The organism is Sphingomonas sp. DBB INV C78 (genome assembly GCF_042693015.1).
Classification (GTDB): Bacteria; Pseudomonadota; Alphaproteobacteria; order Sphingomonadales; family Sphingomonadaceae; genus Sphingomonas_E.
The window spans coordinates 4,578,572-4,598,702 of record NZ_CP170544.1 but is presented as its reverse complement, the minus strand read 5'-3'; the positions used below and the strand labels follow the sequence as shown (position 1 = coordinate 4,598,702).

The 20,131-nt window shown below is 64.8% G+C and carries 21 protein-coding genes and 1 pseudogene; 9 read left to right on the top strand and 13 right to left on the bottom strand.

The features are described 5' to 3' along the window. Positions 1-2 precede the first annotated feature (2 nt). The 9 genes from ACFB49_RS21975 to ACFB49_RS21935 all read right to left on the bottom strand — a co-directional run bounded on the left by ACFB49_RS21975 (position 3) and on the right by ACFB49_RS21935 (position 8,479). Positions 3-356 carry a HesB/IscA family protein gene (locus tag ACFB49_RS21975; protein WP_380873771.1) on the bottom strand — a complete coding sequence of 118 codons (354 nt, stop codon included), beginning with the start codon at positions 354-356 and terminating at the stop codon, positions 3-5. Then, entirely contained in the window at positions 356-814 is a 459-nt protein-coding gene (locus ACFB49_RS21970; protein WP_380873769.1) for an SUF system Fe-S cluster assembly protein, read from the bottom strand. Before ACFB49_RS21970 ends, ACFB49_RS21975 begins: the two co-directional genes overlap by 1 nt. Then, complete coding sequence (locus ACFB49_RS21965; protein WP_380880080.1) at positions 811-2,016, bottom strand: cysteine desulfurase; 1,206 nt, start codon at positions 2,014-2,016, stop codon at positions 811-813. The genes ACFB49_RS21970 and ACFB49_RS21965 overlap by 4 nt, the downstream gene beginning before the upstream one ends. A gap of 5 nt (positions 2,017-2,021) precedes the next feature. Continuing rightward, positions 2,022-2,774: a SufD family Fe-S cluster assembly protein gene (locus ACFB49_RS21960; protein WP_380873767.1), complete on the bottom strand. Its 753-nt coding sequence runs from the start codon at positions 2,772-2,774 to the stop codon at positions 2,022-2,024. Further along, positions 2,771-3,514, bottom strand: coding sequence for a Fe-S cluster assembly ATPase SufC (gene sufC / locus ACFB49_RS21955; protein WP_380873765.1), 744 nt, complete (start codon positions 3,512-3,514; stop codon positions 2,771-2,773). The genes ACFB49_RS21960 and sufC overlap by 4 nt, the downstream gene beginning before the upstream one ends. A 92-nt stretch (positions 3,515-3,606) precedes the next feature. Further along, positions 3,607-5,079 carry a Fe-S cluster assembly protein SufB gene (sufB, locus tag ACFB49_RS21950; protein ID WP_380873763.1) on the bottom strand — a complete coding sequence of 491 codons (1,473 nt, stop codon included), beginning with the start codon at positions 5,077-5,079 and terminating at the stop codon, positions 3,607-3,609. Next, positions 5,076-5,489 carry an SUF system Fe-S cluster assembly regulator gene (locus ACFB49_RS21945; protein WP_380873761.1) on the bottom strand — a complete coding sequence of 138 codons (414 nt, stop codon included), beginning with the start codon at positions 5,487-5,489 and terminating at the stop codon, positions 5,076-5,078. Before ACFB49_RS21945 ends, sufB begins: the two co-directional genes overlap by 4 nt. A gap of 74 nt (positions 5,490-5,563) precedes the next feature. Next, complete coding sequence (locus ACFB49_RS21940; RefSeq protein WP_380873759.1) at positions 5,564-6,433, bottom strand: helix-turn-helix domain-containing protein; 870 nt, start codon at positions 6,431-6,433, stop codon at positions 5,564-5,566. Positions 6,434-6,652: 219 nt separating this feature from the next. Beyond that, positions 6,653-8,479 carry a DUF885 domain-containing protein gene (locus ACFB49_RS21935; protein WP_380873758.1) on the bottom strand — a complete coding sequence of 609 codons (1,827 nt, stop codon included), beginning with the start codon at positions 8,477-8,479 and terminating at the stop codon, positions 6,653-6,655. 116 nt (positions 8,480-8,595) lie between these two features. Here ACFB49_RS21935 and ACFB49_RS21930 point away from each other — a divergent pair, with 116 nt between their 5' ends. Then, on the top strand, positions 8,596-9,630 hold the full coding sequence (locus ACFB49_RS21930; RefSeq protein ID WP_380873756.1) for a quinone-dependent dihydroorotate dehydrogenase: 1,035 nt from the start codon (positions 8,596-8,598) through the stop codon (positions 9,628-9,630). Positions 9,631-9,716: 86 nt separating this feature from the next. Continuing rightward, the gene (locus tag ACFB49_RS21925) at positions 9,717-9,929 is read left to right on the top strand and encodes a DUF2061 domain-containing protein (protein WP_380873754.1); all 213 of its coding nucleotides are present in this window, start codon (positions 9,717-9,719) and stop codon (positions 9,927-9,929) included. Position 9,930: 1 nt separating this feature from the next. Here ACFB49_RS21925 and ACFB49_RS21920 read toward each other — a convergent pair whose 3' ends face one another. After that, on the bottom strand, positions 9,931-11,727 hold the full coding sequence (locus ACFB49_RS21920; RefSeq protein ID WP_380873753.1) for an AMP-dependent synthetase/ligase: 1,797 nt from the start codon (positions 11,725-11,727) through the stop codon (positions 9,931-9,933). Between the two features lie 156 nt (positions 11,728-11,883). Between ACFB49_RS21920 and ACFB49_RS21915 the strand changes: the two genes are divergently transcribed. Both ACFB49_RS21915 and ACFB49_RS21910 read left to right on the top strand, forming a co-directional pair. Beyond that, positions 11,884-12,219: an ArsR/SmtB family transcription factor gene (locus ACFB49_RS21915; protein WP_380873751.1), complete on the top strand. Its 336-nt coding sequence runs from the start codon at positions 11,884-11,886 to the stop codon at positions 12,217-12,219. A gap of 3 nt (positions 12,220-12,222) precedes the next feature. Further along, on the top strand, positions 12,223-13,185 hold the full coding sequence (locus ACFB49_RS21910) for an SRPBCC domain-containing protein (RefSeq protein WP_380873749.1): 963 nt from the start codon (positions 12,223-12,225) through the stop codon (positions 13,183-13,185). 2 nt (positions 13,186-13,187) lie between these two features. Here ACFB49_RS21910 and ggt read toward each other — a convergent pair whose 3' ends face one another. Then, positions 13,188-14,855: a gamma-glutamyltransferase gene (gene ggt / locus ACFB49_RS21905; RefSeq protein ID WP_380873747.1), complete on the bottom strand. Its 1,668-nt coding sequence runs from the start codon at positions 14,853-14,855 to the stop codon at positions 13,188-13,190. Between the two features lie 52 nt (positions 14,856-14,907). Then, positions 14,908-15,474, bottom strand: coding sequence for an HNH endonuclease (locus tag ACFB49_RS21900; protein WP_380873746.1), 567 nt, complete (start codon positions 15,472-15,474; stop codon positions 14,908-14,910). 174 nt (positions 15,475-15,648) lie between these two features. Between ACFB49_RS21900 and gluQRS the strand changes: the two genes are divergently transcribed. The 5 genes from gluQRS (at position 15,649) to egtD (ending at position 19,664) form a co-directional block, all read left to right on the top strand. Continuing rightward, complete coding sequence (gluQRS, locus tag ACFB49_RS21895) at positions 15,649-16,509, top strand: tRNA glutamyl-Q(34) synthetase GluQRS (RefSeq protein ID WP_380873744.1); 861 nt, start codon at positions 15,649-15,651, stop codon at positions 16,507-16,509. A 12-nt stretch (positions 16,510-16,521) separates the two neighbouring features. Beyond that, positions 16,522-16,755 (top strand): twin transmembrane helix small protein, encoded by a 234-nt coding sequence (locus ACFB49_RS21890; protein WP_380873742.1) that lies wholly within the window; start codon positions 16,522-16,524, stop codon positions 16,753-16,755. Between the two features lie 26 nt (positions 16,756-16,781). Beyond that, the gene (locus tag ACFB49_RS21885; protein ID WP_380873741.1) at positions 16,782-17,351 is read left to right on the top strand and encodes a cob(I)yrinic acid a,c-diamide adenosyltransferase; all 570 of its coding nucleotides are present in this window, start codon (positions 16,782-16,784) and stop codon (positions 17,349-17,351) included. A 62-nt stretch (positions 17,352-17,413) separates the two neighbouring features. Next, the gene (egtB, locus tag ACFB49_RS21880) at positions 17,414-18,685 is read left to right on the top strand and encodes an ergothioneine biosynthesis protein EgtB (protein ID WP_380873740.1); all 1,272 of its coding nucleotides are present in this window, start codon (positions 17,414-17,416) and stop codon (positions 18,683-18,685) included. A 1-nt stretch (position 18,686) separates the two neighbouring features. Next, positions 18,687-19,664: an L-histidine N(alpha)-methyltransferase gene (egtD, locus tag ACFB49_RS21875; RefSeq protein ID WP_380873739.1), complete on the top strand. Its 978-nt coding sequence runs from the start codon at positions 18,687-18,689 to the stop codon at positions 19,662-19,664. 93 nt (positions 19,665-19,757) lie between these two features. Here egtD and ACFB49_RS21870 read toward each other — a convergent pair. After that, a pseudogene (locus tag ACFB49_RS21870) lies at positions 19,758-20,101 on the bottom strand (GIY-YIG nuclease family protein). Positions 20,102-20,131: the final 30 nt, after the last annotated feature.

The window sequence follows — 20,131 nt, the reverse complement described above, 5'->3', positions numbered from 1 at the left end:
CGTCAGACGGTGAAGCTCTCGCCGCAGCCGCAGGCACCCTTGGCGTTGGGGTTCTGAAAGACGAAGCCGGCGGTGAAATCGTCCTCGACCCACTCCACCGTCGATCCGATCAGATAGAGGATCGAGCCGCCATCGACATAGAAATCGCCGCCGGGGGTGGTGATCTTCTCGTCGAACGGATCGACTTCGGTGACGTAATCGACCGAATAAGCGAGGCCCGAACAACCGCGGCGCGGGGTCGACAGCTTGACGCCCACTGCACCTTCCGGGGCGCGCGCCATCAGGTCCGCAATCCGCTGTTCGGCGGATGGCGTCAGGATCAGCGCGGCAGGGCGGGCGCGGGTCGTCGTGGTCATCACAGCATTCCCAGTTCGAGCTTGGCCTCATCGGACATCTTCTGCGGATCCCATGGCGGATCCCAGACGAGATTGACTTCGGCGACGCCGACGCCCGGCACCGATCCGACACGCAGTTCCACCTCGCCTGGCATGGATTCGGCGACCGGGCAATGCGGCGTCGTCAGCGTCATGGTGACAAGCACATGGTTGTCGCCATCGACATCGACGCCGTAGATCAGCCCGAGATCGTAGATGTTCACCGGAATCTCGGGATCGTAGATTTCCTTGAGAGCGGCGATCACGCCTTCATAGACATCGCCCCCGGGCTCGCCCACACCCTGCTCCACGGGCTTCTGCGACAAGAAGCCCTCGAGATAGTCGCGCGGGCGTTCTTCCACCGCATCCTCCACGCGGGCGCGCGGCGGCGTCGCTACGGCGCTGACCTCTTCGGTCTGGATCTTGGTCTCTTCGTTCATCCGAAAATTCTCGTCACCCGTTCGATCCCCTTGGCCAGCGCATCCACGTCGGCCTGCGAATTATAGACACCGAAGCTCGCCCGCGCGGTGGCAGGCACGCCCAGATGCTCCATCAGCGGCTGCGCGCAATGGTGGCCAGCGCGGATCGCCACATGCGCCTCATCCAATATGGTGCCGATATCGTGGGGATGAACCCCCTCGATCGCAAAGCTGACGATACCAGCCGAATCTTCCGGCCCGAACAGGCGGACACTGTTGATGCCGGACAGCGCATCGCGCGCCGCGCGGACCAGCGCCGTCTCATGCGCATGGATCGCATCGAGGCCGATCGCATCGACATAGTCGATCGCGGCATGGAGGCCGACGACCCCCACGACATGCGGCGTCCCCGCCTCGAACCGCGCCGGCGGCGGCGCATAAGTGGTGCGCTCGAAACTCACCTTGTCGATCATCGATCCGCCGCCATGCCAGGGCGGCATGGATTCGAGCAGTTCCGGTCGCGCCCAGAGCACGCCCAGACCGGTGGGGCCATAAAGCTTGTGGCCAGAGAAGACATAGAAGTCGCAGCCGAGCGCCGCCACGTCGACGCCTAGCCGCGGCACCGCCTGGCAGCCATCGACCAGCAATCGCGCCCCGACAGCATGGGCAAGCTCCGCCGCGCGCCGCACGTCGAGCACTGAGCCCAGCACGTTGGAGACATGGGCGAGCGCGACCAGCTTGTGCGCCGGCGTCAGCATCGCCTCTACCGCATCCAGATCGATCCGGCCGTCAGCGGTCAGCGGCGCGACGTCGATCTCCACACCCACGCGATCGCGCAGCAGCTGCCAGGGGACGATATTCGAATGATGCTCCAGCATCGAGAGCAGGATGCGGTCGCCGGCCTTGAGGTGGGTGTTGCCCCAGCTATTGGCGACAAGGTTGATGCCCTCAGTCGCGCCACGGACGAAGACGATCTCGTCGGCCGAGCCCGCGCCGATGAAGCGCGCGACGCGTTGGCGCGAGGCTTCGAACGCCACCGTCATATCGGCCGAGCGCTGGTAGACGCCGCGGTGGACCGTGGCATAGGTCTCGCCATAGGCCCGCGCGATCGCGTCGATCACCACCTGCGGCTTCTGCGCCGTCGCGGCGGTATCGAGATAGGCCCAGCCTTCGGGGATCGCCGGGAAGTCGGCCAGCCAGTCGAGCGGGCGGGTCTGGGTCATGAGGTTCACAGCAACGCCTCCAGCGCGGCGAGCGCCTTCGCTTCCAGCGTCTCCCGCGCGGCATCGTCGGAAAGTTCAACGAAAGCACCGGCGACGAATGCCTGCAGCAGTAGCGCCTTGGCCTCTGCCGGCGGCAGCCCGCGGCTTTCGAGGTAGAACAGCGCCTGCTTGTCGAGTTCGCCGACGGTCGCGCCATGCGCGCACTTCACGTCGTCGGCGAAAATCTCCAGTTCGGGCTTGGCGTTGGCGGTCGCCGTGCGATCGAGCAGCATCGCCTTCACCGACTGCGCCGCATCCGTCTTCTGTGCATCGCGCGCAACCGCAACCTTGCCGAGGAAGCTGCCGGTCGCCGTCCCCGCCAGCACCGACCGCACGACCTGGTTGCTGGTGGCATTGGGCTCGACATGATTGACGGTGGTCAAGATTTCCAGCGTCTGCCCCGATCCGCCGACGATCGCGCCGCCCAGCTCGAAATGGGCGCCGTCGTGCAGGGTCACGTCGATGGTGACGCGGCCGAGCTTGCCGCCGATGTTCAGCACAAAGAATTCGCACCGTCCCCCAGCCGCGATGTCGACAACATAGTCCTCGATCACCACGGCGTTCGCATCTGCCTGCTGGGCGATGATGCGGGTGACGCTCTCGCCGGCCGCAACGCGGATCGCCTGCGGCGCCCGCACCGGCCACACGCTGGCGACGGCGTCGAGGTCGCTATAGCGCCACGCTTCCAGCTTTGCGGTGGGAAGGGGGAGGCTGGTCACGCCGCGATCGCTCCGTATCCCTCGCGCTCCAGCTCGTGCGCGAGTTCGGGGCCCCCGGAGCGAACGATCCGGCCATTTGCCAGCACATGGACGAAGTCCGGCTTCACATAATCGAGCAGGCGCTGATAGTGGGTGATGAGAAGCACCGCCTTGTCAGGCTTGCGCATGATCGTGTTGATGCCCGCGCCGATCACGCGCAGCGCATCGATGTCGAGGCCGGAGTCCGTCTCGTCGAGGATCGCCATGCGGGGGTCGATGATCCCCATCTGCACCATCTCGTTGCGCTTCTTCTCGCCGCCCGAAAAGCCGACATTCACCGGGCGCTTCAGCATATCCATATTGAGGCCGAGCCCATCGGCCTGGGTGCGCGCGATCTTCAGGAACTCGCCGCCCGAAAGTGCTGCTTCGCCACGACCCTTGCGCTGGGCGTTGAGCGCCTCGCGCAGGAACTGGAGGTTGGAAACGCCCGGAATCTCGACGGGATATTGGAAGCCCAGAAACAGGCCGGCGGCGGCACGCTCGTGCGGTGCCTTGTCGAGCAGATCATCACCATCGAGCGTGGCCGAACCTTCGGTCACCTCATAGCCCGGCCGCCCCGCAAGCACGTAGCTCAGCGTCGACTTGCCCGCGCCGTTAGGCCCCATGATCGCATGGATCTCACCCGCATTTATCGTGAGCGAGAGCCCCTTGAGGATCGGCTTGCCGTCGACTTCGGCGTGGAGGTTATGGATCTTCAACATCTTAAATCGTCATTCCCGCGAAGGCGGGAATCCATATTCCCTGCCGTTGGAGTTTATGGATCCCCGCCTGCGCGGGGATGACGAAAAGGGTCTCAACCAACGCTGCCCTCCAGCGAAATGCCCAGCAGCTTCTGCGCTTCGACGGCGAACTCCATCGGCAACTGCTGCAGCACTTCCTTGGCGAAGCCGTTGACGATCAGCGCCACGGCGCTTTCCTGATCCAGCCCGCGCGACATCGCGTAGAATAGCTGGTCGTCAGAAATCTTGCTGGTGGTTGCCTCATGCTCGATCTGGGCGGAGGGGTTGCGGACCTCGATATAGGGCACGGTGTGCGCCCCACATTTGTCGCCCAACAGCAATGAATCGCACTGGGTGAAGTTGCGCACGCCCTCGGCCGTCGGCCCCACGCGGACGAGGCCGCGATAGGTGTTGTTCGACTTGCCGGCCGAAATGCCTTTCGACACGATCGTCGAGCGGCTACCTTTCCCCAGATGGATCATCTTGGTGCCTGTATCGGCCTGCTGATAATTGTTGGTGACAGCGACCGAGTAGAATTCGCCTACGCTATTCTCGCCCGCCAGCACGCAGCTCGGATATTTCCAGGTGATCGCCGATCCGGTTTCCACCTGCGTCCAGCTCACCTTGCTATTCTTGCCCTGGCACAGCGCGCGCTTGGTGACGAAATTATAGATGCCACCCTTGCCGTTCGCGTCGCCCGGATACCAGTTCTGGACGGTCGAATATTTGATCTCGGCATCATCGAGCGCAACCAGCTCCACCACCGCGGCGTGAAGCTGGTTCTCGTCACGCATCGGCGCGGTGCAGCCTTCGAGATAGGAGACATAGCTCCCTTTGTCGGCGACGATCAAAGTGCGTTCGAACTGGCCGGTATTCTCCGCATTGATGCGGAAATAGGTCGAAAGCTCCATCGGGCAACGGACGCCCTCGGGGATGTAGACGAAGGTGCCGTCCGAAAAGACCGCACAGTTCAAAGTGGCGAAGTAGTTGTCGTGCATCGGCACGACCTTGCCGAGCCACTTCTTCACCATCTCGGGATATTCGCGGATCGCCTCCGAGATGGAGAGGAAGATGACACCCGCGCGCTTCAGCTCCTCGCGGAAGGTGGTGGCAACGGAGACGCTGTCGAACACCGCATCGACGGCCACCTTGCGGCTGCCCTCGACGCCGGCGAGCACCTTCTGTTCCTCGATCGGGATGCCGAGCTTCTCATAGACCTTGAGGATCTCGGGATCGACCTCGTCCAATGAGCCGAGCTTGGGCTTTGCCTTGGGCGCGGCGTAATAATAAGCGTCCTGGTAGTCGATCGGCGGCACGTTGAGCTTCGCCCAGTCGGGCGGCGTCATCGTCTGCCACAGGCGGAAGGCCTTCAGCCGCCAGTCGAGCATCCATTGCGGCTCATTCTTCTTGGCCGAGATGAAGCGGACGGTATCCTCATTGAGGCCTTTGGGTGCGAAATCCTGCTCGACATCGCTGGTGAAGCCCCATTCGTAGGTCGACGCCTTCTGCGCCGCCTCGAACGCTTCGCGGTTGCGGACTTCACTCATGCGGGCACTCCTGCAAGACTGGCGAGGCTGACGCCGCCGAGCGCGCCCTTTACCGCGCCGTTCACCGCCGTCCAGTGCGGACGGACGCGGCAATCGGCTTCGAACCCGCAATCATGGCGGCCATGCTCGGTGCAGGCCGTCATCGCGATCGGACCTTCGACCGCCTCAATGATTTCGGCGAGGTTGATTTCGGCCGGATCACGCGCGAGGCGGAAGCCGCCACCGGTGCCGCGGGCGGAGGTCAACAACCCCGCCCCCGCAAGCCGCCCCATCAACTTCTGCGCGGTCGGCAGCGGCACCCCGGTCTCTTCCGAGAGCAGGGTCGCCGACAGCCGGGTCTCCGCATCGCTGTGACGCGCGGCGGCAGTCAACATCACGACCGCATAATCGGCGAGGCTCGAAAGGCGCATGGTCTCCAATCGGACTGATTCGTTCCGATTGGCAATTGGGGGCGCGGCGCGCCTACGTCAAGGGATGAAACCTATCAGCTAAGCAAGGTCAGCCGCGGCATATCGATAAGTTCGCGCCGGCGCAGCGTCAGCCGCGTCACCGGCGTCGGCGCGCGCTGGAACTGGAGCGGCGTGTGGCCGGTAAAGCGCTTGAATTCGCGAATGAAGTGCGACTGATCATAAAAGGCGTCGCCCGCAGCCTCCGCCCAACCGGTGCCAGCCGCTGCGAAGCGCGCGGCAGCGCGGAGTGCGCGATATTTGCGGGCGAGCAGCTTGGGCGGCGCGCCATAAATGCGCCGCGCCAGCCTTTCCACCTGCCGCGCCGACACGCCGGATTCGCTCACCAGGGCGTCGATCGACGGCGACGGCGCATCGGTCAGCCAGTGATCGGTCAGACGGGTGAACCAGTAAGGCGCATCCACCGCATCGGCGAGCAGGCCCCGCATCACTGCATCGATCACCGCGATCATGCGCGAGGCCCGGCCGTCGAAGCGCATAGCGTCCAGCGCGTCTTCCAGCAGCCCGCCGAAGACATCCACAGCATCGACCACCGAATCGGAAAAGAGGCTGGCATCCTCTTCCACCAGCGCCGCCCATCCGGTCGGCAATATGCCGACGCCGAAGACGAGGACGGGGCCGGTGACGTCGAAACGGCTGGCGGCCGTGGTGGGACCGAGCAGCGATACTTCGGGCGTTTCGATGCGGCGCCCGTCTACGAACTGATAGCGGCCAGTGCCCGAAACCATGAAGCGCAATTGCGCGACATCGGCGCGAACCACGTCCGACATCTGCGCCACGTCGGCGCGAAAAATATAATAGGATGAGAGATGTCGGCGCAAATCCGGAGCCGGCGCAAAATAGCGCAGGCCAACGGCAGCCCCGTCCCCCGAATATCCAGTCCCCACGTCCGTCCAACTCCCCACGTCGTCCGTACAGAACGCTCGGTCGCACCATCGGCCGCGGAAGTCACGTGCAAAAAAGAGGCCCGGCCGGAAAAATCCGGCCGGGCCATAGGAAAAGGTCTCTCCATCCAAGGATGGTGAGCCCTTCGGGTCGCAGAAATCCCCTAGCGCACAATTGTTTACAATAATTGGATGGAATCGACTCGATCCTTGCTCAAAAGATCAACCTGCCTTGCGTGATGCTATCCATGCGTCGACCTGCTCTTCGAGCACGTCGAGCGGGACAGGGCCACTTTTCAACACGGTATCATGGAAGCCGCGAACATCGAATCGGTCGCCAAGCTGCTTTTGAGCCTTGTCGCGCAACTCGCTGATCTTGAGACGACCGACCAGATAGGCGGTCGCCTGCCCCGGATAGACGATGTAGCGCTCGATCGCCTTGACGATTCCCCCCGGCGCATCGGCCGAATTGTCCTCGACATATTTGATCGCCTGCTCGCGCGTCCAACGCTTGTGATGCAGCCCCGAATCGACGACGAGCCGGATCGCGCGGTGGAGTTCGAGCTGGAGTCGCCCGAAATCGCGATAGGGATCGGTATATAGCCCCATGTCCTTGGCGAGCTTTTCGGAATACAGGCCCCACCCCTCCGAATAGACCGTGACGCCGCCGAACTGACGGAACGGCGGCACGTCCTTCAGCTCGGTCTGGATCGTCCGCTGCAGGTGATGGCCCGGCAGGCCTTCATGGTAGAACAAGGCCTCGACCTCGAAGAGCGGCATGTCAGCCATGTCATAGAGGTTGGCATAATAGGTGCCGGGGCGAGAACCGTCAGGGGCCGGGCTCTGGTAGAAGGCCTTGCCGGCGGACTTCTCACGGAACGGCTCGACCCGCTTCACCACGAGCGGCGCCTGCGGCAGCACGCCGAACCATTGCGGCAGCTTGGCGGTCACCCACTGCTTCGCCTTCTCGGTCTCCGCCAGGTAGAGCGCGCGGCCCTCGTCGGTGTTGGCTGCATAGAATTGCTTGTCGGTGCGCATGAACTGGAAGAAGGCCTGCAGGTCGCCCTTGAAGCCGGTCTTGTCCATGATCGCCTTCATCTCGCCGTGGATGCGAGCGACATTATCGAGACCGATCTGGTGGATCTGATCGGGCGTCAGCGCGGTCGTCGTGTAATTGGACAGCCGCTCGGCATAATAAGCCGCGCCGTCCTTGAACCGCCACACGCCGTCGTCGGTGCCGGCCTTCGTCTCCTGCGCGGCCATCTCGGCCATCAGCCGCTCATAAGCGGGCTTCACCGAGGTGGTGAGCGCCCTGGCGCCGGCCGCGATCAGCGCGTCCTTTTCGGCCTGCGGAATTTCGAGCTTGGCGACCTTGGCCTTGAGGTCCGCATAAAGCGGCGCATCCTCGCCGGCATCGAAGGGCGCGCCCTTGATGACATTCTTCGCGTCGGAGATGACGTAGGGATAGACCCACTTGGGCGGCATCAGCCCCTTGCCGGCCCGTGCCCCGGATTCGACCACGACCTGATCGATCGCCGTGCCCAAGCCCTGGAGGCGGCTGACATAGGCTTCGGCATCACCCTTGGTCGTAACGCGGTGGATGTTGATCAGGAAGGCGGGCAACTGGCTCTGCGCGCCGTTCATCTGGTCGAAGGCATATTCATAGTCGCGATAGGGGAAGGCCCGGTCGCGGCGCTCGATCATCTTTTCGAACAGGTGAAAGGACAGGCGGTTATTTTCGTCCAGCCTGGCCAGATCGAAGCGCTTGCGCATTTCGGCGAGCGCCGCCTTTTCGGCCTGGTGCTGGCGCACTTCGGCCGCGTCGGAGAAATCGTTCCATTTGCCATAATCGCCGTCGCGGATGCCGCGATAGGCCTTGCTCATCGGCGCGCGGGCGAGCTCGCCCTTGTCGAAATCGACGAAGAACTGCTGGATGGCAGCATTCTGATCGGCCGTGGCGGCCGCCGGTGCTGCCGGCGTCTGCGCGAACGCCGGCGCCGCCGTGGCCGCGACCAGCACGGTCGAGGCGAGAAGAAGCGTGCGGAACATGGGAACTCCCTGAACGGATGTTTGCGTTTCTCTGGTCTGGGAGTGTGTTAGCGCGCTCAAACGCCGCGTCAAATGGACAGATGACGCAAGGACCGCGAAGCGCTAGGCGGCGCGGCATGGCCCTTTATCCGCTGCTCCGCCCGCTGGTGTTCCGCCTGGACGCCGAGACCGCCCATCGCGCGACGATCAGCGCGCTGCGCCTGAAGCCGTCGAGCGGGCGGCCCACGCCCGATCCGCGGCTGGAAGTGAAGTTGGCGGGGCTCCGCTTCCCCAATCCCGTCGGCCTCGCCGCCGGCTTCGACAAGGACGCGCAGGTGCCCGATGCGATGCTGTCGCTCGGCTTCGGCTTTGTCGAGGTGGGCACCCTCACGCCCTTCCCGCAGGACGGCAATCCGCGGCCCCGGCTGTTCCGGCTGGCCGAGGACCGCGCGGTCATCAACCGCATGGGCTTCAACAATGGCGGGCAGGCCGCCGCGCTGGAACGGTTGCTGAAGCGCGGCCATCGCCCGGGCATCGTTGGGGTCAACATAGGTGCAAACAAGGATGCGGTGGATCGCATCGCCGATTATGCCAAGGGCGTGACGGTGATGAAGGATGTGGCGGATTATCTGACCGTCAATATCTCGTCCCCCAACACGCCGGGCCTGCGTGCGCTCCAATCGCGGGCATCGCTCGACGAACTGCTGGCAGGGGTGATGGAAGCGCGCGGCGCCGCGCGGCCGCCGGTGTTCCTTAAGGTCGCACCCGATCTGGAGCCGGCAGACATCGACGACATCGCGGCCGTGGCGCACGACCGCAAGCTCGACGCGCTGATCGTAGCCAACACCACGATCACCCGGCCGCCGCTGCAATCGCGCCATGCAGCCGAAACCGGCGGCCTATCGGGCGCGCCGCTGCACGATCTCGCCGCGCAACGGCTCAGGGATTTCCGGAGCGCGACGGGCGGCGCGATCCCGCTGATTGCCGCGGGCGGCATCGCCAGCGCCGAGCAAGCCTATGCCCGCATCCGCGCGGGCGCGAGCCTGGTCCAGCTCTACAGCGCGATGGCCTATGAAGGGCCGGGCCTTGCCGCGCGCATCGTCCGCGGCCTGCCGGCGCTGCTGGCGCGCGACGGCTTCGAGCGGATCGAGCAGGCGATCGGCGCGGATTGATCGATCAGAGCGATCATTCTCAATGGAATGATCGGCTTGATCTTATTGCGAGCGATTCGCATATTGACGGCGAAGGGAATGCCGCCATGCCGCTCGAATATATCAAGACGCTGACTTATCTCGCGATTCACCTGACGGTGGGGTTCACGGTCGCCTATCTGCTCACCGGATCGGTCCAGATCGCCGGCGGCATCGCGCTGATCGAACCTTGCTTGAACGCGGTCGCCTTCTTCTTCCATGAACGCGCTTGGGCGGGGCGGCTGCGCCTGCCGGGCTTCGGCGGACCGGCGGCCGCCTGAATCATTTTCCAGCGCCGTAAAGCGCATCCAGCCGCTCGCCATAGGTCTTGCGGATTACATGGCGGCGGATCTTGAGCGACGGGGTCAGCATCTCGTTCTCGATCGTGAAGGCCTCGTCTGCGATCAGGATACGGCGCACCTTCTCGATCACCGACAGGCTGGTGTTCACCCGATCGACCGCCGCCATCAGCGCCTTCTGCAATCGGGGATCGGCCCGCAACGTCGCGGGGTCAAGGTCCAGCCCTTCACCTCTTGCCCATTCGCGTACCCATTCGGGATCGGGGACGATCAGGCCGACGAGATGCGGCCGGCGGTCCCCCGCAACCATCGCCTGAAGAATCTCCGGCTCCAGGGTCAGCATCCCTTCGACCTTCTGGGGCGCGACATTGTCGCCCTTGTCGTTGACGATGATGTCCTTCTTGCGATCGGTGATGACGATCCGGCCGCGATCGTCGATATGGCCGACGTCGCCGGTGTGGAGCCATCCATCCTTCAGGACGCGCGCCGTCTCCTCCTCATTACGCCAATAGCCGTGCATGACGAGTTCGCCGCGCACGAGTATCTCCCCGTCCTCGGCGATGCGCACCTCGACATCTTTCAGCGGGGGGCCGACCGTATCCATCTTGATGCCTGCCGACGGACGATTGCACGAGATCACCGGTGCCGCTTCCGTCTGGCCATAGCCCTGGAGGAAGGTGAGCCCGAGCGAATGGAAGAAGAGGCCGACTTCGGGTGTGAGCGGCGCGCCGCCCGACACCATCGCCTTCATCCGCCCGCCGAAACGCTTGCCGACCTTGGGCTTGATCGTGCGGCGCAGAATCAGTTCCATCGGCCAGTCAATCAGGCTCATGCGGCCGTCATAATCCTTCTCGCCGATCGCAAGCGCGCGGCGCATCAGATATTGCGCGACCTTGCCCTGTTTCTCGACCGACTTGAGCACACGGGCGCGCAGCACCTCGAACAGACGGGGGACGACGACCATGATCGTCGGCCGAACTTCCTCGATGTTCGAAGCCAGCTTCTCCAACCCTTCGGAATAATAGATCTGCGCCCCCAGCCCGATCGGGAAGTGCTGGCCACCGCTATGCTCATAGGCATGGGAGAGCGGGAGGAAGGACAGGAAGACTTCGTCGTCCCAGCCGAAATCCTCCGAGATGACGGTGGTGCAGCCGGCGACATTGTGGAGGATCGCCCCATGATGCTGCCGCACGCCGCGCGGAGCGCCGCCCGTGCCCGATGTGTAGATGATGCAGGCGAGATCCTCGCGCGTGAAATCGGCGACCGCCTCTGCTGCTGCGACGTCCGCAGGATGAGCATCGATCAGCGCACGCCAGTCGTGGAAGCAGGCGTCGCCTGACTGCCCGATCCGCAGCGATTCTATGCCGATGACGTGACGGCAGCCCGACGAACGCATCACCGCCGGCATCAATGCCTTGGCGAGCTTGGCGGTCGAGACGATCACAGCACGCGCGCCGCTATTTTCCAGAATATGGGCGTGATCGCGCTCGGTATTGGTAGTGTAGGTCGGCACCGTCACCAACCCGGCCGCCATGATCGCGAGATCGGCGATGCACCATTCGGGGCGGTTCTCGGACACCAGCATCACGCGGTCGCCGCGCTGCAACCCCAGCGCCTTGAGCGCGACGGAAAGCGACGCAACCTGCACCGCCGCCTCAGCCCAGCTCGTCGATACCCAGGCGCCTTCGCGCTTGGCCCAGAGAAATGGCAGATCGCCCTTCTCGCGGGCGCGGGTGAAGAACATCGTCACGAGGTTGGGAAAGTGCTCAAGCGTGCGCATGCCGGTTCTGGGCCTCTCCGGGGCTTGTCTTTGGCTCACTTGTAACCGGGTTTATGCGTCGGTCCAGCTACGGAACGTTCGGTTTTTCACATATTCAACCGATCGGTTGACTCTTCGCAGCGCGTCGCAATATTAAACCATATGGTTGAGAATCACGTGGAGCTCGATGCGACCTTCCTGGCGCTGGCCGATCCCACCCGGCGGGCGATGCTGGCGAGCCTCGCCGGTGGCGAACGATCGGTCGGCGAACTTGCCGCCCCGCACGCGATGAGCCTGGCCGGCGCATCCAAGCATGTGCGGATGCTGGAGCGCGCCGGACTGGTCGAGCGCCGCAAGCTCGGCCGCAGCCAGCTTTGCCGGTTACGCGCCGGGCCGCTCAAGGAAGCCGATCGCTGGCTCAAGCATTATGAGCGCTTCTGGCTGGCGCGGCTCGACGCGCTGGAAGCTCTGATCGAGGCGGAAAATGCCGCCCGCGACCGAGGAGAGGATTGAACCATGTCGACCGGCACCCCCGTGCTCCTCAAAGTCTCCCGCTTCTATCGCACGACGCCCGAGGCGCTGTTCGATGCCTGGCTCGATCCCGAACGCGCCCGCCACTTCCTGTTCGCGACCGACGATGGCGAGATGCAGACCGTGGAGATCGATGCCCGCGTCGGCGGCGGCTTCCATATCGTCGAGCGGCGCCCTTCCGGCGATGCGGCGCATCATGGGCGATTTGTCGCGATCGATCGCCCGCGCTGGCTGGAATTCCTGTTCCTCGACGGGCCCGATGCCGAGACGGGCGATCGCGTGACGGTAGCGATCGTGCCGGAAGGCGACGGTGCGCGGCTGACGCTTACCCACGCGATGCGTGCGGACATGGTCGAATATGAGGATCGCACCCGCACGGGCTGGACGACGATCCTCGACAAGCTGGCCCCGGTCGCCGAGCCCGAGGACGATCATGGCCGCGAGATCGCGCCGGAGACATTGCGCTTCGAACGGCTTCTGCCCGCCTCGGTCGATCGCGTCTGGCGCTGGCTGATCGAGGATGAAAGGCGCAGCCAGTGGTTCGCCGCGGGGACGATCGAGCCGCAGCCGGGCGGTGCGGTCCGCCTCGTTTTCGATCATGACAATCTTTCGACCGAGGATGTGCCCTATCCGGTGCGATTTCTGGAAACCAAGGGCTTCATTGCGCCCGGCGAGGTGATCGAGTGCGATCCGCCACGCATGATCGCCTTCCATTGGGGCGGCGGGGACGATCTGACGCGATTCGAACTGGAAGATGCCGGATCGGGCCAGACCCGGCTGATCCTCACCCATACACGGCTCAAGAGCCGCCAGGATCGTGTCGGCACCGCGGCGGGCTGGCACGCGCATCTCGCGGTGCTGGCGGCGAAGCTCGCGGATGGCGGCATCCGCGACTTCTGGGCAATCCACGAACAGGCCGAGCGCGATTATGAGCGGTTGCTGAGCTGAGCCTATTCCGCCAGCGCCACGCCTTCGGTGCGCGGATCGGCGACGCCGCGCCAGCCATCACCGACCCGCTCGATTGCGTTCAGCTTGGATGTCACATCGGCCGCGGTGACGGGCTGGCCGAGCTTCTCCAGTTCGGGACGCATCGCATCCAGGCTGGTGCCCTTTTCGACCAGCAGCGATCCGCCGCCGAAATAGAGGTTGGGGAGCGCAACAGCGTCAGCCGCCGAAAGCTTCCAGTCGAGCACGCCGACCAGCGCCTTCATCACATGCATGATGATCCGCTTGCCGCCCGCCGAACCGACCGCCAGCACGACCTTGCCGTCCGGCCCATAGACGATCGTCGGCGACATCGAGGAGAGCGGCCGCTTGCCGGGCTCGACGCGGTTGGCGACGGGCGCGCCATTCTGTTCGGGCGCGAAGGTGAAGTCGGTAAGCTCATTATTGAGCATCGTACCGCTGACGAGGATCTGGCTGCCGAACGGGCCTTCGACGGTCGACGTCATCGACACGACATCGCCATTGCCGTCGACCGCGACGAAATGGGTGGTGCCCGAAACCTCGCCGGAAATCGCCGCGGTACGCGCTTCGGCGCCGGGAGGCGTGCCCGCCTCATAAGCGGCAAGCGCGCGGACGGGTGAAATCAGCGCCGAACGTCGGGTGAGATAATCGCGGTTCACCAGCCCCGCGACGGGCACGGACACGAAATCGGCGTCGGCGAGATATTTCTCGCGATCGGCATAAGCGAGTTGCATCGCCTCGCCGATCAGGTGCCAGGCCTCGGGGCTGTCCTTGCCGAGCTTGCCGATGTCGAACCGCTCGATCATCCCCAGCATCTGCAGGATGGTCACTGCGCCGGACGACGGCGGCCCCATGCCGCAGACGCGATACTGACGATATTCGCCGCACAGCGCCGGCCGTTCCTTGGCCTGATAGGCGGCGAGATCGGCAAGCGTCATCGGCACCGGGTTGCGCGGGGCCTTGCTGACGGCCGCCGCGATCGCGGCGGCATGCGGGCCCTTGTAGAAGGCGTCCGGTCCTTGCTTGGCGATATCCTTGAGCAGCTTGGCCAGCGCCGGGTTGCGGATGATCGTGCCGACCGGCGCGGCCTTGCCGTCGCGCATGTAGAGCGCCGCGGTCTCGGGGAAATCCTTCCAGACCGGCGTCACATAACCCATGAAGGTGTTGAGCCGCGGGCTGACGGCGAAGCCACCTTCCGCCAGCCGGATCGCGGGATCGAACAGTTTCGCCCAGGGGAGCTTGCCCCATTTGGCGTGCGCCTCCGCCATCAGCCGGATATTGCCGGGCACGCCCACCGATTTCCCGCCCGGCACCGCATCGCGATATGACATGGGCTGGCCGCCCGCCATGAAGCGATCGGGTGTCGCGGCGGCAGGCGCTGTCTCCCGCCCGTCGATCGTGCTGATGGCATTGGTCTTGCCGTCATGATGGACCAGGAAGCCGCCGCCGCCGATGCCCGAGGATTGCGGCTCGACCACGGTGAGCGCGAGCATGATCGCCAGTGCGGCGTCACTGGCGCTGCCGCCGGCGCGGAGCATTTCCTGCCCCGCCGCGGCTGCGCGCGGGTCCGCCGCACTCACGACGCCGCCGGCGGCGTTGGCGCAGATCGGGGTGAGGAGAAGGGCGAGGAGGAAGCAGAGGCGCGCGATCATGCTGCCTGCCTTAGAGCAGGCAATAGCCGATTGGGAACCCGTCGCCCGCGGATCAGGCTTCCAGCTCGATGTCCCAATAAAGCCAGTCGCGCCAGCTCTGGTGGAGATAGTTGGGCGGGAAGGCGCGGCCATTTTCCTGAAGCTGCCAGCTCGTCGGGCGGATCGGTTCCTCGGCCAGCTTCATATGTGCCTGCTTCGGCGTGCGGCCGCCTTTCTTGAGGTTGCAGGGCGCGCAAGCGGTGGCGACATTCTCCCATGTCGTGCGGCCGCCCTGGGCGCGCGGGATGACATGATCGAAGGTCAGATCCCTGGGTGTGCCGCAATATTGGCACACGAAGCGATCGCGCAGGAACAGGTTGAACCGCGTGAAAGCCGGATGCTCGGACGGGCGCACATATTGCCGGAGCGCGATCACTGAAGGCAGTTGCATCGCGAAATTGGGGCTATGCACCTCGCGCTGATAATGGGCGACGATATCGACGCGTTCGAGGAACACCGCCTTGATCGCAGTCTGCCAGGACCACAGGCTGAGTGGATAATAGCTGAGCGGCGTGTAATCGGCATTGAGCACAAGCGCCGGACAACTGTCCGGATGTCGCAGGAGATCAGGATGGTACATGGAACGGACGGTCCTCCCTGTGGTGGAAGACCACCCGGCGGCTTCGGTCCCGTCGCACTCGGGACGCGTGGGCCGAACCGGCTCGCGTCTCCCGACGTCGCGCTTCTACCTCAAGAAGCGTGACGGGGGCATGACAGCATTGTTCCCGACTCGCGGTCAAGAGCCAGTTTTCGCATGAGCGAGATCATTTCGCGCTTTGCGCCTAGCCCCACCGGGCAGCTTCACCTCGGCCACGCCTTTTCGGCGATCCGCGCGTATGATCTGGCGAGGACGAACAATGGCCGTTTTCTGCTGCGGATCGAGGATATCGACCCCGGCCGGACGCGGGAGGAGCATGTCGCGGGCATCCTGGCCGACCTCGAATGGCTGGGCCTGGGCTGGGACGGCGAAGTGGTGCGCCAATCGGACCGGCTGCACCTTTATGCCGCCGCGCTGGAGCGGCTGAAGGTTGAGAGGCTGGTTTATACATGTTTTTGCACCCGTGCCGAGATCGCCGCGAGCGCAGCGGCGCCGCATGGGGATGAAAATCCTATCTATCCAGGTACTTGCCGACACATTGATCCAACAAGGCGGGCGGAGCGCATGACAACCGAGCCCTATGCCTGGCGGATCGACATGGCGGCGGCGACCCAGCAGGCGAGGCCGCTCGACTGGTGGGACGAGACGGCGGGAAGCGTGCGCGCGGTGCCCGAGCGGCAGGGCGACGTGGTGCTGGCGCGCAAGGATGCGCCGGTTTCCTATCACCTCGCCGTCACCATCGATGACGCCGCGCAGGGCGTGACCGACGTCGTGCGCGGCGAAGATCTGTTCGCCGCCACCCACATCCATCGTCTGCTGCAGGCGCTGCTCGGACTGCCGACACCGCTTTATCACCACCACCCGCTGCTGATGGGGCCGGACGGCAAGCGGCTCGCCAAGCGGGACGGGGCACCGGCGCTGGCGGAGCTGCGCGCGCAAGGGGCGGACGGCCTCGCGATTGCGCAAGAGCTGCGCCAAGGCATAATCCCTGCTGGATTTTCCGCGGGAAAGGCATAGACTGGAACGATTATGGCGACCTTCCTCACCATCCTTCTCGTGCTGGCAATGATCGCGACCGTGATCGCGCTCAGCCGCGGCGTCATCACCTTCGCGAAGACCCCGCGGTCCGACACGGCGGACGAAGCGACGATGCTCTCGTCCGGCGAGAAGCAGAACAAGATGATGCAGGCGCGCATCGGCTTCCAGGCGGCCGCCATCATCGTCGTCATCCTGATCCTGCTGATGGCCCGCGGCGGCAGCTAAGCCCGCAAAGCGGGGGCCTCCATAATATGGTGAAAATCAACAAGATATACACGCGCACCGGTGACGCCGGCACGACCGGCCTTGTCGACGGATCGCGCGTGTCCAAGGCCGATCCGCGCATGGCGGCGATCGGCGACGTGGACGAGGCCAATTCGGCCATCGGCGTCGCGATCCAGCAAGTAACCGATCCCGCGCACGCCGCCTTGCTGGGCCGCATCCAGAACGAATTGTTCGATCTCGGCGCCGATCTCGCGACACCAGGCGAAGATTTCACGCCCGGCGAAATGACGCTGCGCATCACCGCTTCGCAGGTCGAACGGCTGGAACGCGAGATCGACATGCTGAACGAGGGGCTGACCCCGCTGCGCAGCTTCATATTGCCGGCCGGGCCGGGCGCGGTGGCGCCGCTCCATCTGGCGCGATCGATCGTGCGCCGGGCGGAGCGTTCGGCGGTCGCCGCCGCACTAGAGGTTTCGCTTAACCCGCAGGCACTTGCCTATATCAACCGACTATCGGATCATCTGTTCGTGCTGGCCCGCCTGACCGCATCCCGCGGGGCCGGCGACGTGCTGTGGCAGCCCGGAGCGACGCGCTAAGCTAGCCCGCCCGTGCAACCATGGCGCGCCTGATCCGTTGGGGCGACCATGGGGTTCCGGCCATGCTGAGCGACGCGGCACACCGCACCCGGGCGCAAGACGACCTTGCGACCCGCTTCATGGCAACCCGCACGCTGAGCGTTTCGCTCACCGCCCCGCTGTCCGATGCGGACGCCACGGTGCAATCCATGCCCGATGCGTCCCCAGCGAAATGGCACCTGGCGCACACCACCTGGTTCTTCGAAAGCTTCGTGCTGCGCGATCATGTGCCGACCTATCGCCTGCACGACGAACGCTGGGCGCATCTGTTCAACAGCTATTATGAAGCCGAAGGCCCGCGCCATCCGCGCCCGCAACGCGGGCTGCTGACGCGGCCGACACTCAACGAGATACTCGGCTGGCGCGCCGAGGTGGATTATGCCGTGACCGCGGCGCTGCCCACGCTGGGCGAGGCGGGCCGCGCGCTGGTCGAGCTCGGCATCCAGCATGAGCAGCAGCATCAGGAATTGCTGCTGACCGATATCCTCCATCTCTTCTCCGCCAATCCGCTGGCCCCGGCGCTGTGGGAGGCACAGGTCCACCCGCCAGCGCCGCCGCCCGGCCCGATCGACTGGATCGAAGGGCGTCACGGCATCGTCGAGATCGGTGCGGGCAGCGACGGCTTCGCCTTCGATTGCGAAGGGCCGCGCCATCCGGTGATGGTGGCGCGCCATGCGCTGGCCGACCGGCTCGCCACCAATGGCGAATGGCGGCAGTTCATCGCCGACGGCGGCTATGCCCGGCCCGAGCTGTGGCTGTCGGACGGTTGGGCCTGGGTGCAGGCCGAAGGGGTCGAGGCCCCGCTCTACTGGCGACGGGAGCGGGATGACTGGGCTGCCTTCGGGCTCGACGGTTTGCGCGCGGTCGAGGACGCAGCGCCCGTCACCCATGTCAGTTTTTATGAGGCCGATGCCTTCGCCCGCTGGAGCGGCGCGCGCCTGCCGACCGAGCCGGAGTGGGAAAGCGCGGCCCAGGCGTTCGATCCGCTGTCGGGCAACCAGCTCGACCGGCCAGGCCCCGCCCAGCCGGCACCCGCGCCCGACGGGCCGGGGCTGCACCAGATGTTCGGCGATGTGTGGGAATGGACTGCCAGCGCCTATCTGGCTTTTCCGGGCTTTCGCCCCGCCGCCGGCGCGGTCGGCGAATATAATGGCAAGTTCATGTCCGGCCAGTTCGTGCTGAAGGGCGGGAGCTGCGTCACGCCGCGCGGCCATGTCCGCGCATCCTATCGCAACTTCTTCTACCCACATCAGCGCTGGCAGTTCACCGGCGTGCGACTGGCACAGGATCGCTGACATGGCCGACGCCCCGACAATCGAACGTCCCAGGAACGCGCTGCAACAAGCCTTTTATCGCGAGGTGCTGGCTGGCCTCTCCGCCCGCCCCCGCGCCATCCCGGCGCGCTGGTTCTATGATCGCCGCGGGTCCGAATTGTTCGAGGCGATCACCGACTTGCCCGAATATTATCCCACCCGCACCGAAACCGCGCTGCTGGCCGCCCATTCCCGCGAAATCGGCACCGTCATCGGGCCGGGCCGCGCGGTGATCGAATTCGGCTCTGGATCGTCGACCAAGACGCCGCATGTGCTGGGCGCGATCGACCCTGCGGCCTATGTGCCGATCGACATCTCCGGGGATTTCCTGCGCCATTCGGCGGAGCAGCTTTCAGAGCGCTTCCCCGAGCTGCCGATCCTGCCGGTGGAGGCGGATTTTCTGAATCCGGTGGAGCTGCCGGCGGGCGTCCGGGGACTGCCCAAGCTGGGTTTCTTTCCAGGTTCGACGATCGGCAATATGAGCGCGCCGGCAGCGGTGGATTTCCTGCGCACCATCCATGCCGAGTTGGGCGAAGGGGCGATGCTGCTGATCGGCATGGACCGGGTGAAATCGACCGAAATCCTGATCCCCGCTTATAATGACGCGGCGGGCGTGACGGCCGCCTTCAACCTCAACCTGCTCCACCGCATCAACCGCGAGCTCGACGGCGATATTCCGGTTGCGGCCTTCCGCCACAATGCGATCTGGAACGATGATGCGGCGCGGATCGAGATGCATCTGGAGGCGATCGTCGACGTCCGCTTCACGGTTGCCGGCCACAGCTTCGCGATGGCGGCGGGCGAGACGATCCATACCGAGAACAGCCACAAATATGGCCCGCGCGGCGCGCGGCTGATGCTGGCCGCGGGCAACTGGACGCCGATCCGCGAATGGATCGACCCGGATGGCCTGTTCGCTTTGCTACTGGCCGAGGCGCGGGCGCCGGAGACTGCACCCTGAGGACAGGTTCGCACCAGCGAATGGCGGCTTTCGGAAACGTCTCGACCGCGGCGAATGGCAGCAATGTCGGAGGAAGCGGACGCCCCTTCTTCGTCACCCCGGACTTGTTCCGGGGTCCACCGTCACGCAGGCGACACGGCCAGCAGCTCCACCGAACGACACAGCCAAGTCATTCCAAGATGGATTGTCCCGCTCGATCAAATTGCGTTTCCAATCCCGACGCCACCGTTTGATCTGCTTCTCGCGCAGGATCGCCGCTTCCATTGAGCCGGCATATTCCCAACGAGCGTCTTGATGCCATATCGCATCGTGAAGCCGTCGAACATGCCTTCACGATGCTGGACAACGCGGCGAAGAAGGTCGGAGGTGACGCCAACATACAGCGTTCCGTTCAAGCAGCTGGCGAGAATGTAGACGCAAGGCTGGCGCTCGATCATTAATCGCGATGTGTGCTGCACAGTGGACCC

Coding starts and splice junctions, on each gene's coding strand:
- ACFB49_RS21920 (WP_380873753.1), bottom strand. CDS start 11,727: ATGCGCACGCTTGAGCACTTTCCCAACCTCGTGACGATGTTCTTCACC.
- ggt (WP_380873747.1), bottom strand. CDS start 14,855: ATGATCGCGCGCCTCTGCTTCCTCCTCGCCCTTCTCCTCACCCCGATC.
- ACFB49_RS21975 (WP_380873771.1), bottom strand. CDS start 356: ATGACCACGACGACCCGCGCCCGCCCTGCCGCGCTGATCCTGACGCCA.
- ACFB49_RS21890 (WP_380873742.1), top strand. CDS start 16,522: ATGGCGACCTTCCTCACCATCCTTCTCGTGCTGGCAATGATCGCGACC.
- ACFB49_RS21900 (WP_380873746.1), bottom strand. CDS start 15,474: ATGTACCATCCTGATCTCCTGCGACATCCGGACAGTTGTCCGGCGCTT.
- sufB (WP_380873763.1), bottom strand. CDS start 5,079: ATGAGTGAAGTCCGCAACCGCGAAGCGTTCGAGGCGGCGCAGAAGGCG.
- ACFB49_RS21965 (WP_380880080.1), bottom strand. CDS start 2,016: ATGACCCAGACCCGCCCGCTCGACTGGCTGGCCGACTTCCCGGCGATC.
- egtD (WP_380873739.1), top strand. CDS start 18,687: ATGGCCGACGCCCCGACAATCGAACGTCCCAGGAACGCGCTGCAACAA.
- sufC (WP_380873765.1), bottom strand. CDS start 3,514: ATGTTGAAGATCCATAACCTCCACGCCGAAGTCGACGGCAAGCCGATC.
- ACFB49_RS21930 (WP_380873756.1), top strand. CDS start 8,596: ATGGCCCTTTATCCGCTGCTCCGCCCGCTGGTGTTCCGCCTGGACGCC.
- egtB (WP_380873740.1), top strand. CDS start 17,414: ATGCTGAGCGACGCGGCACACCGCACCCGGGCGCAAGACGACCTTGCG.
- gluQRS (WP_380873744.1), top strand. CDS start 15,649: ATGAGCGAGATCATTTCGCGCTTTGCGCCTAGCCCCACCGGGCAGCTT.
- ACFB49_RS21910 (WP_380873749.1), top strand. CDS start 12,223: ATGTCGACCGGCACCCCCGTGCTCCTCAAAGTCTCCCGCTTCTATCGC.
- ACFB49_RS21970 (WP_380873769.1), bottom strand. CDS start 814: ATGAACGAAGAGACCAAGATCCAGACCGAAGAGGTCAGCGCCGTAGCG.
- ACFB49_RS21925 (WP_380873754.1), top strand. CDS start 9,717: ATGCCGCTCGAATATATCAAGACGCTGACTTATCTCGCGATTCACCTG.
- ACFB49_RS21945 (WP_380873761.1), bottom strand. CDS start 5,489: ATGCGCCTTTCGAGCCTCGCCGATTATGCGGTCGTGATGTTGACTGCC.
- ACFB49_RS21935 (WP_380873758.1), bottom strand. CDS start 8,479: ATGTTCCGCACGCTTCTTCTCGCCTCGACCGTGCTGGTCGCGGCCACG.
- ACFB49_RS21885 (WP_380873741.1), top strand. CDS start 16,782: ATGGTGAAAATCAACAAGATATACACGCGCACCGGTGACGCCGGCACG.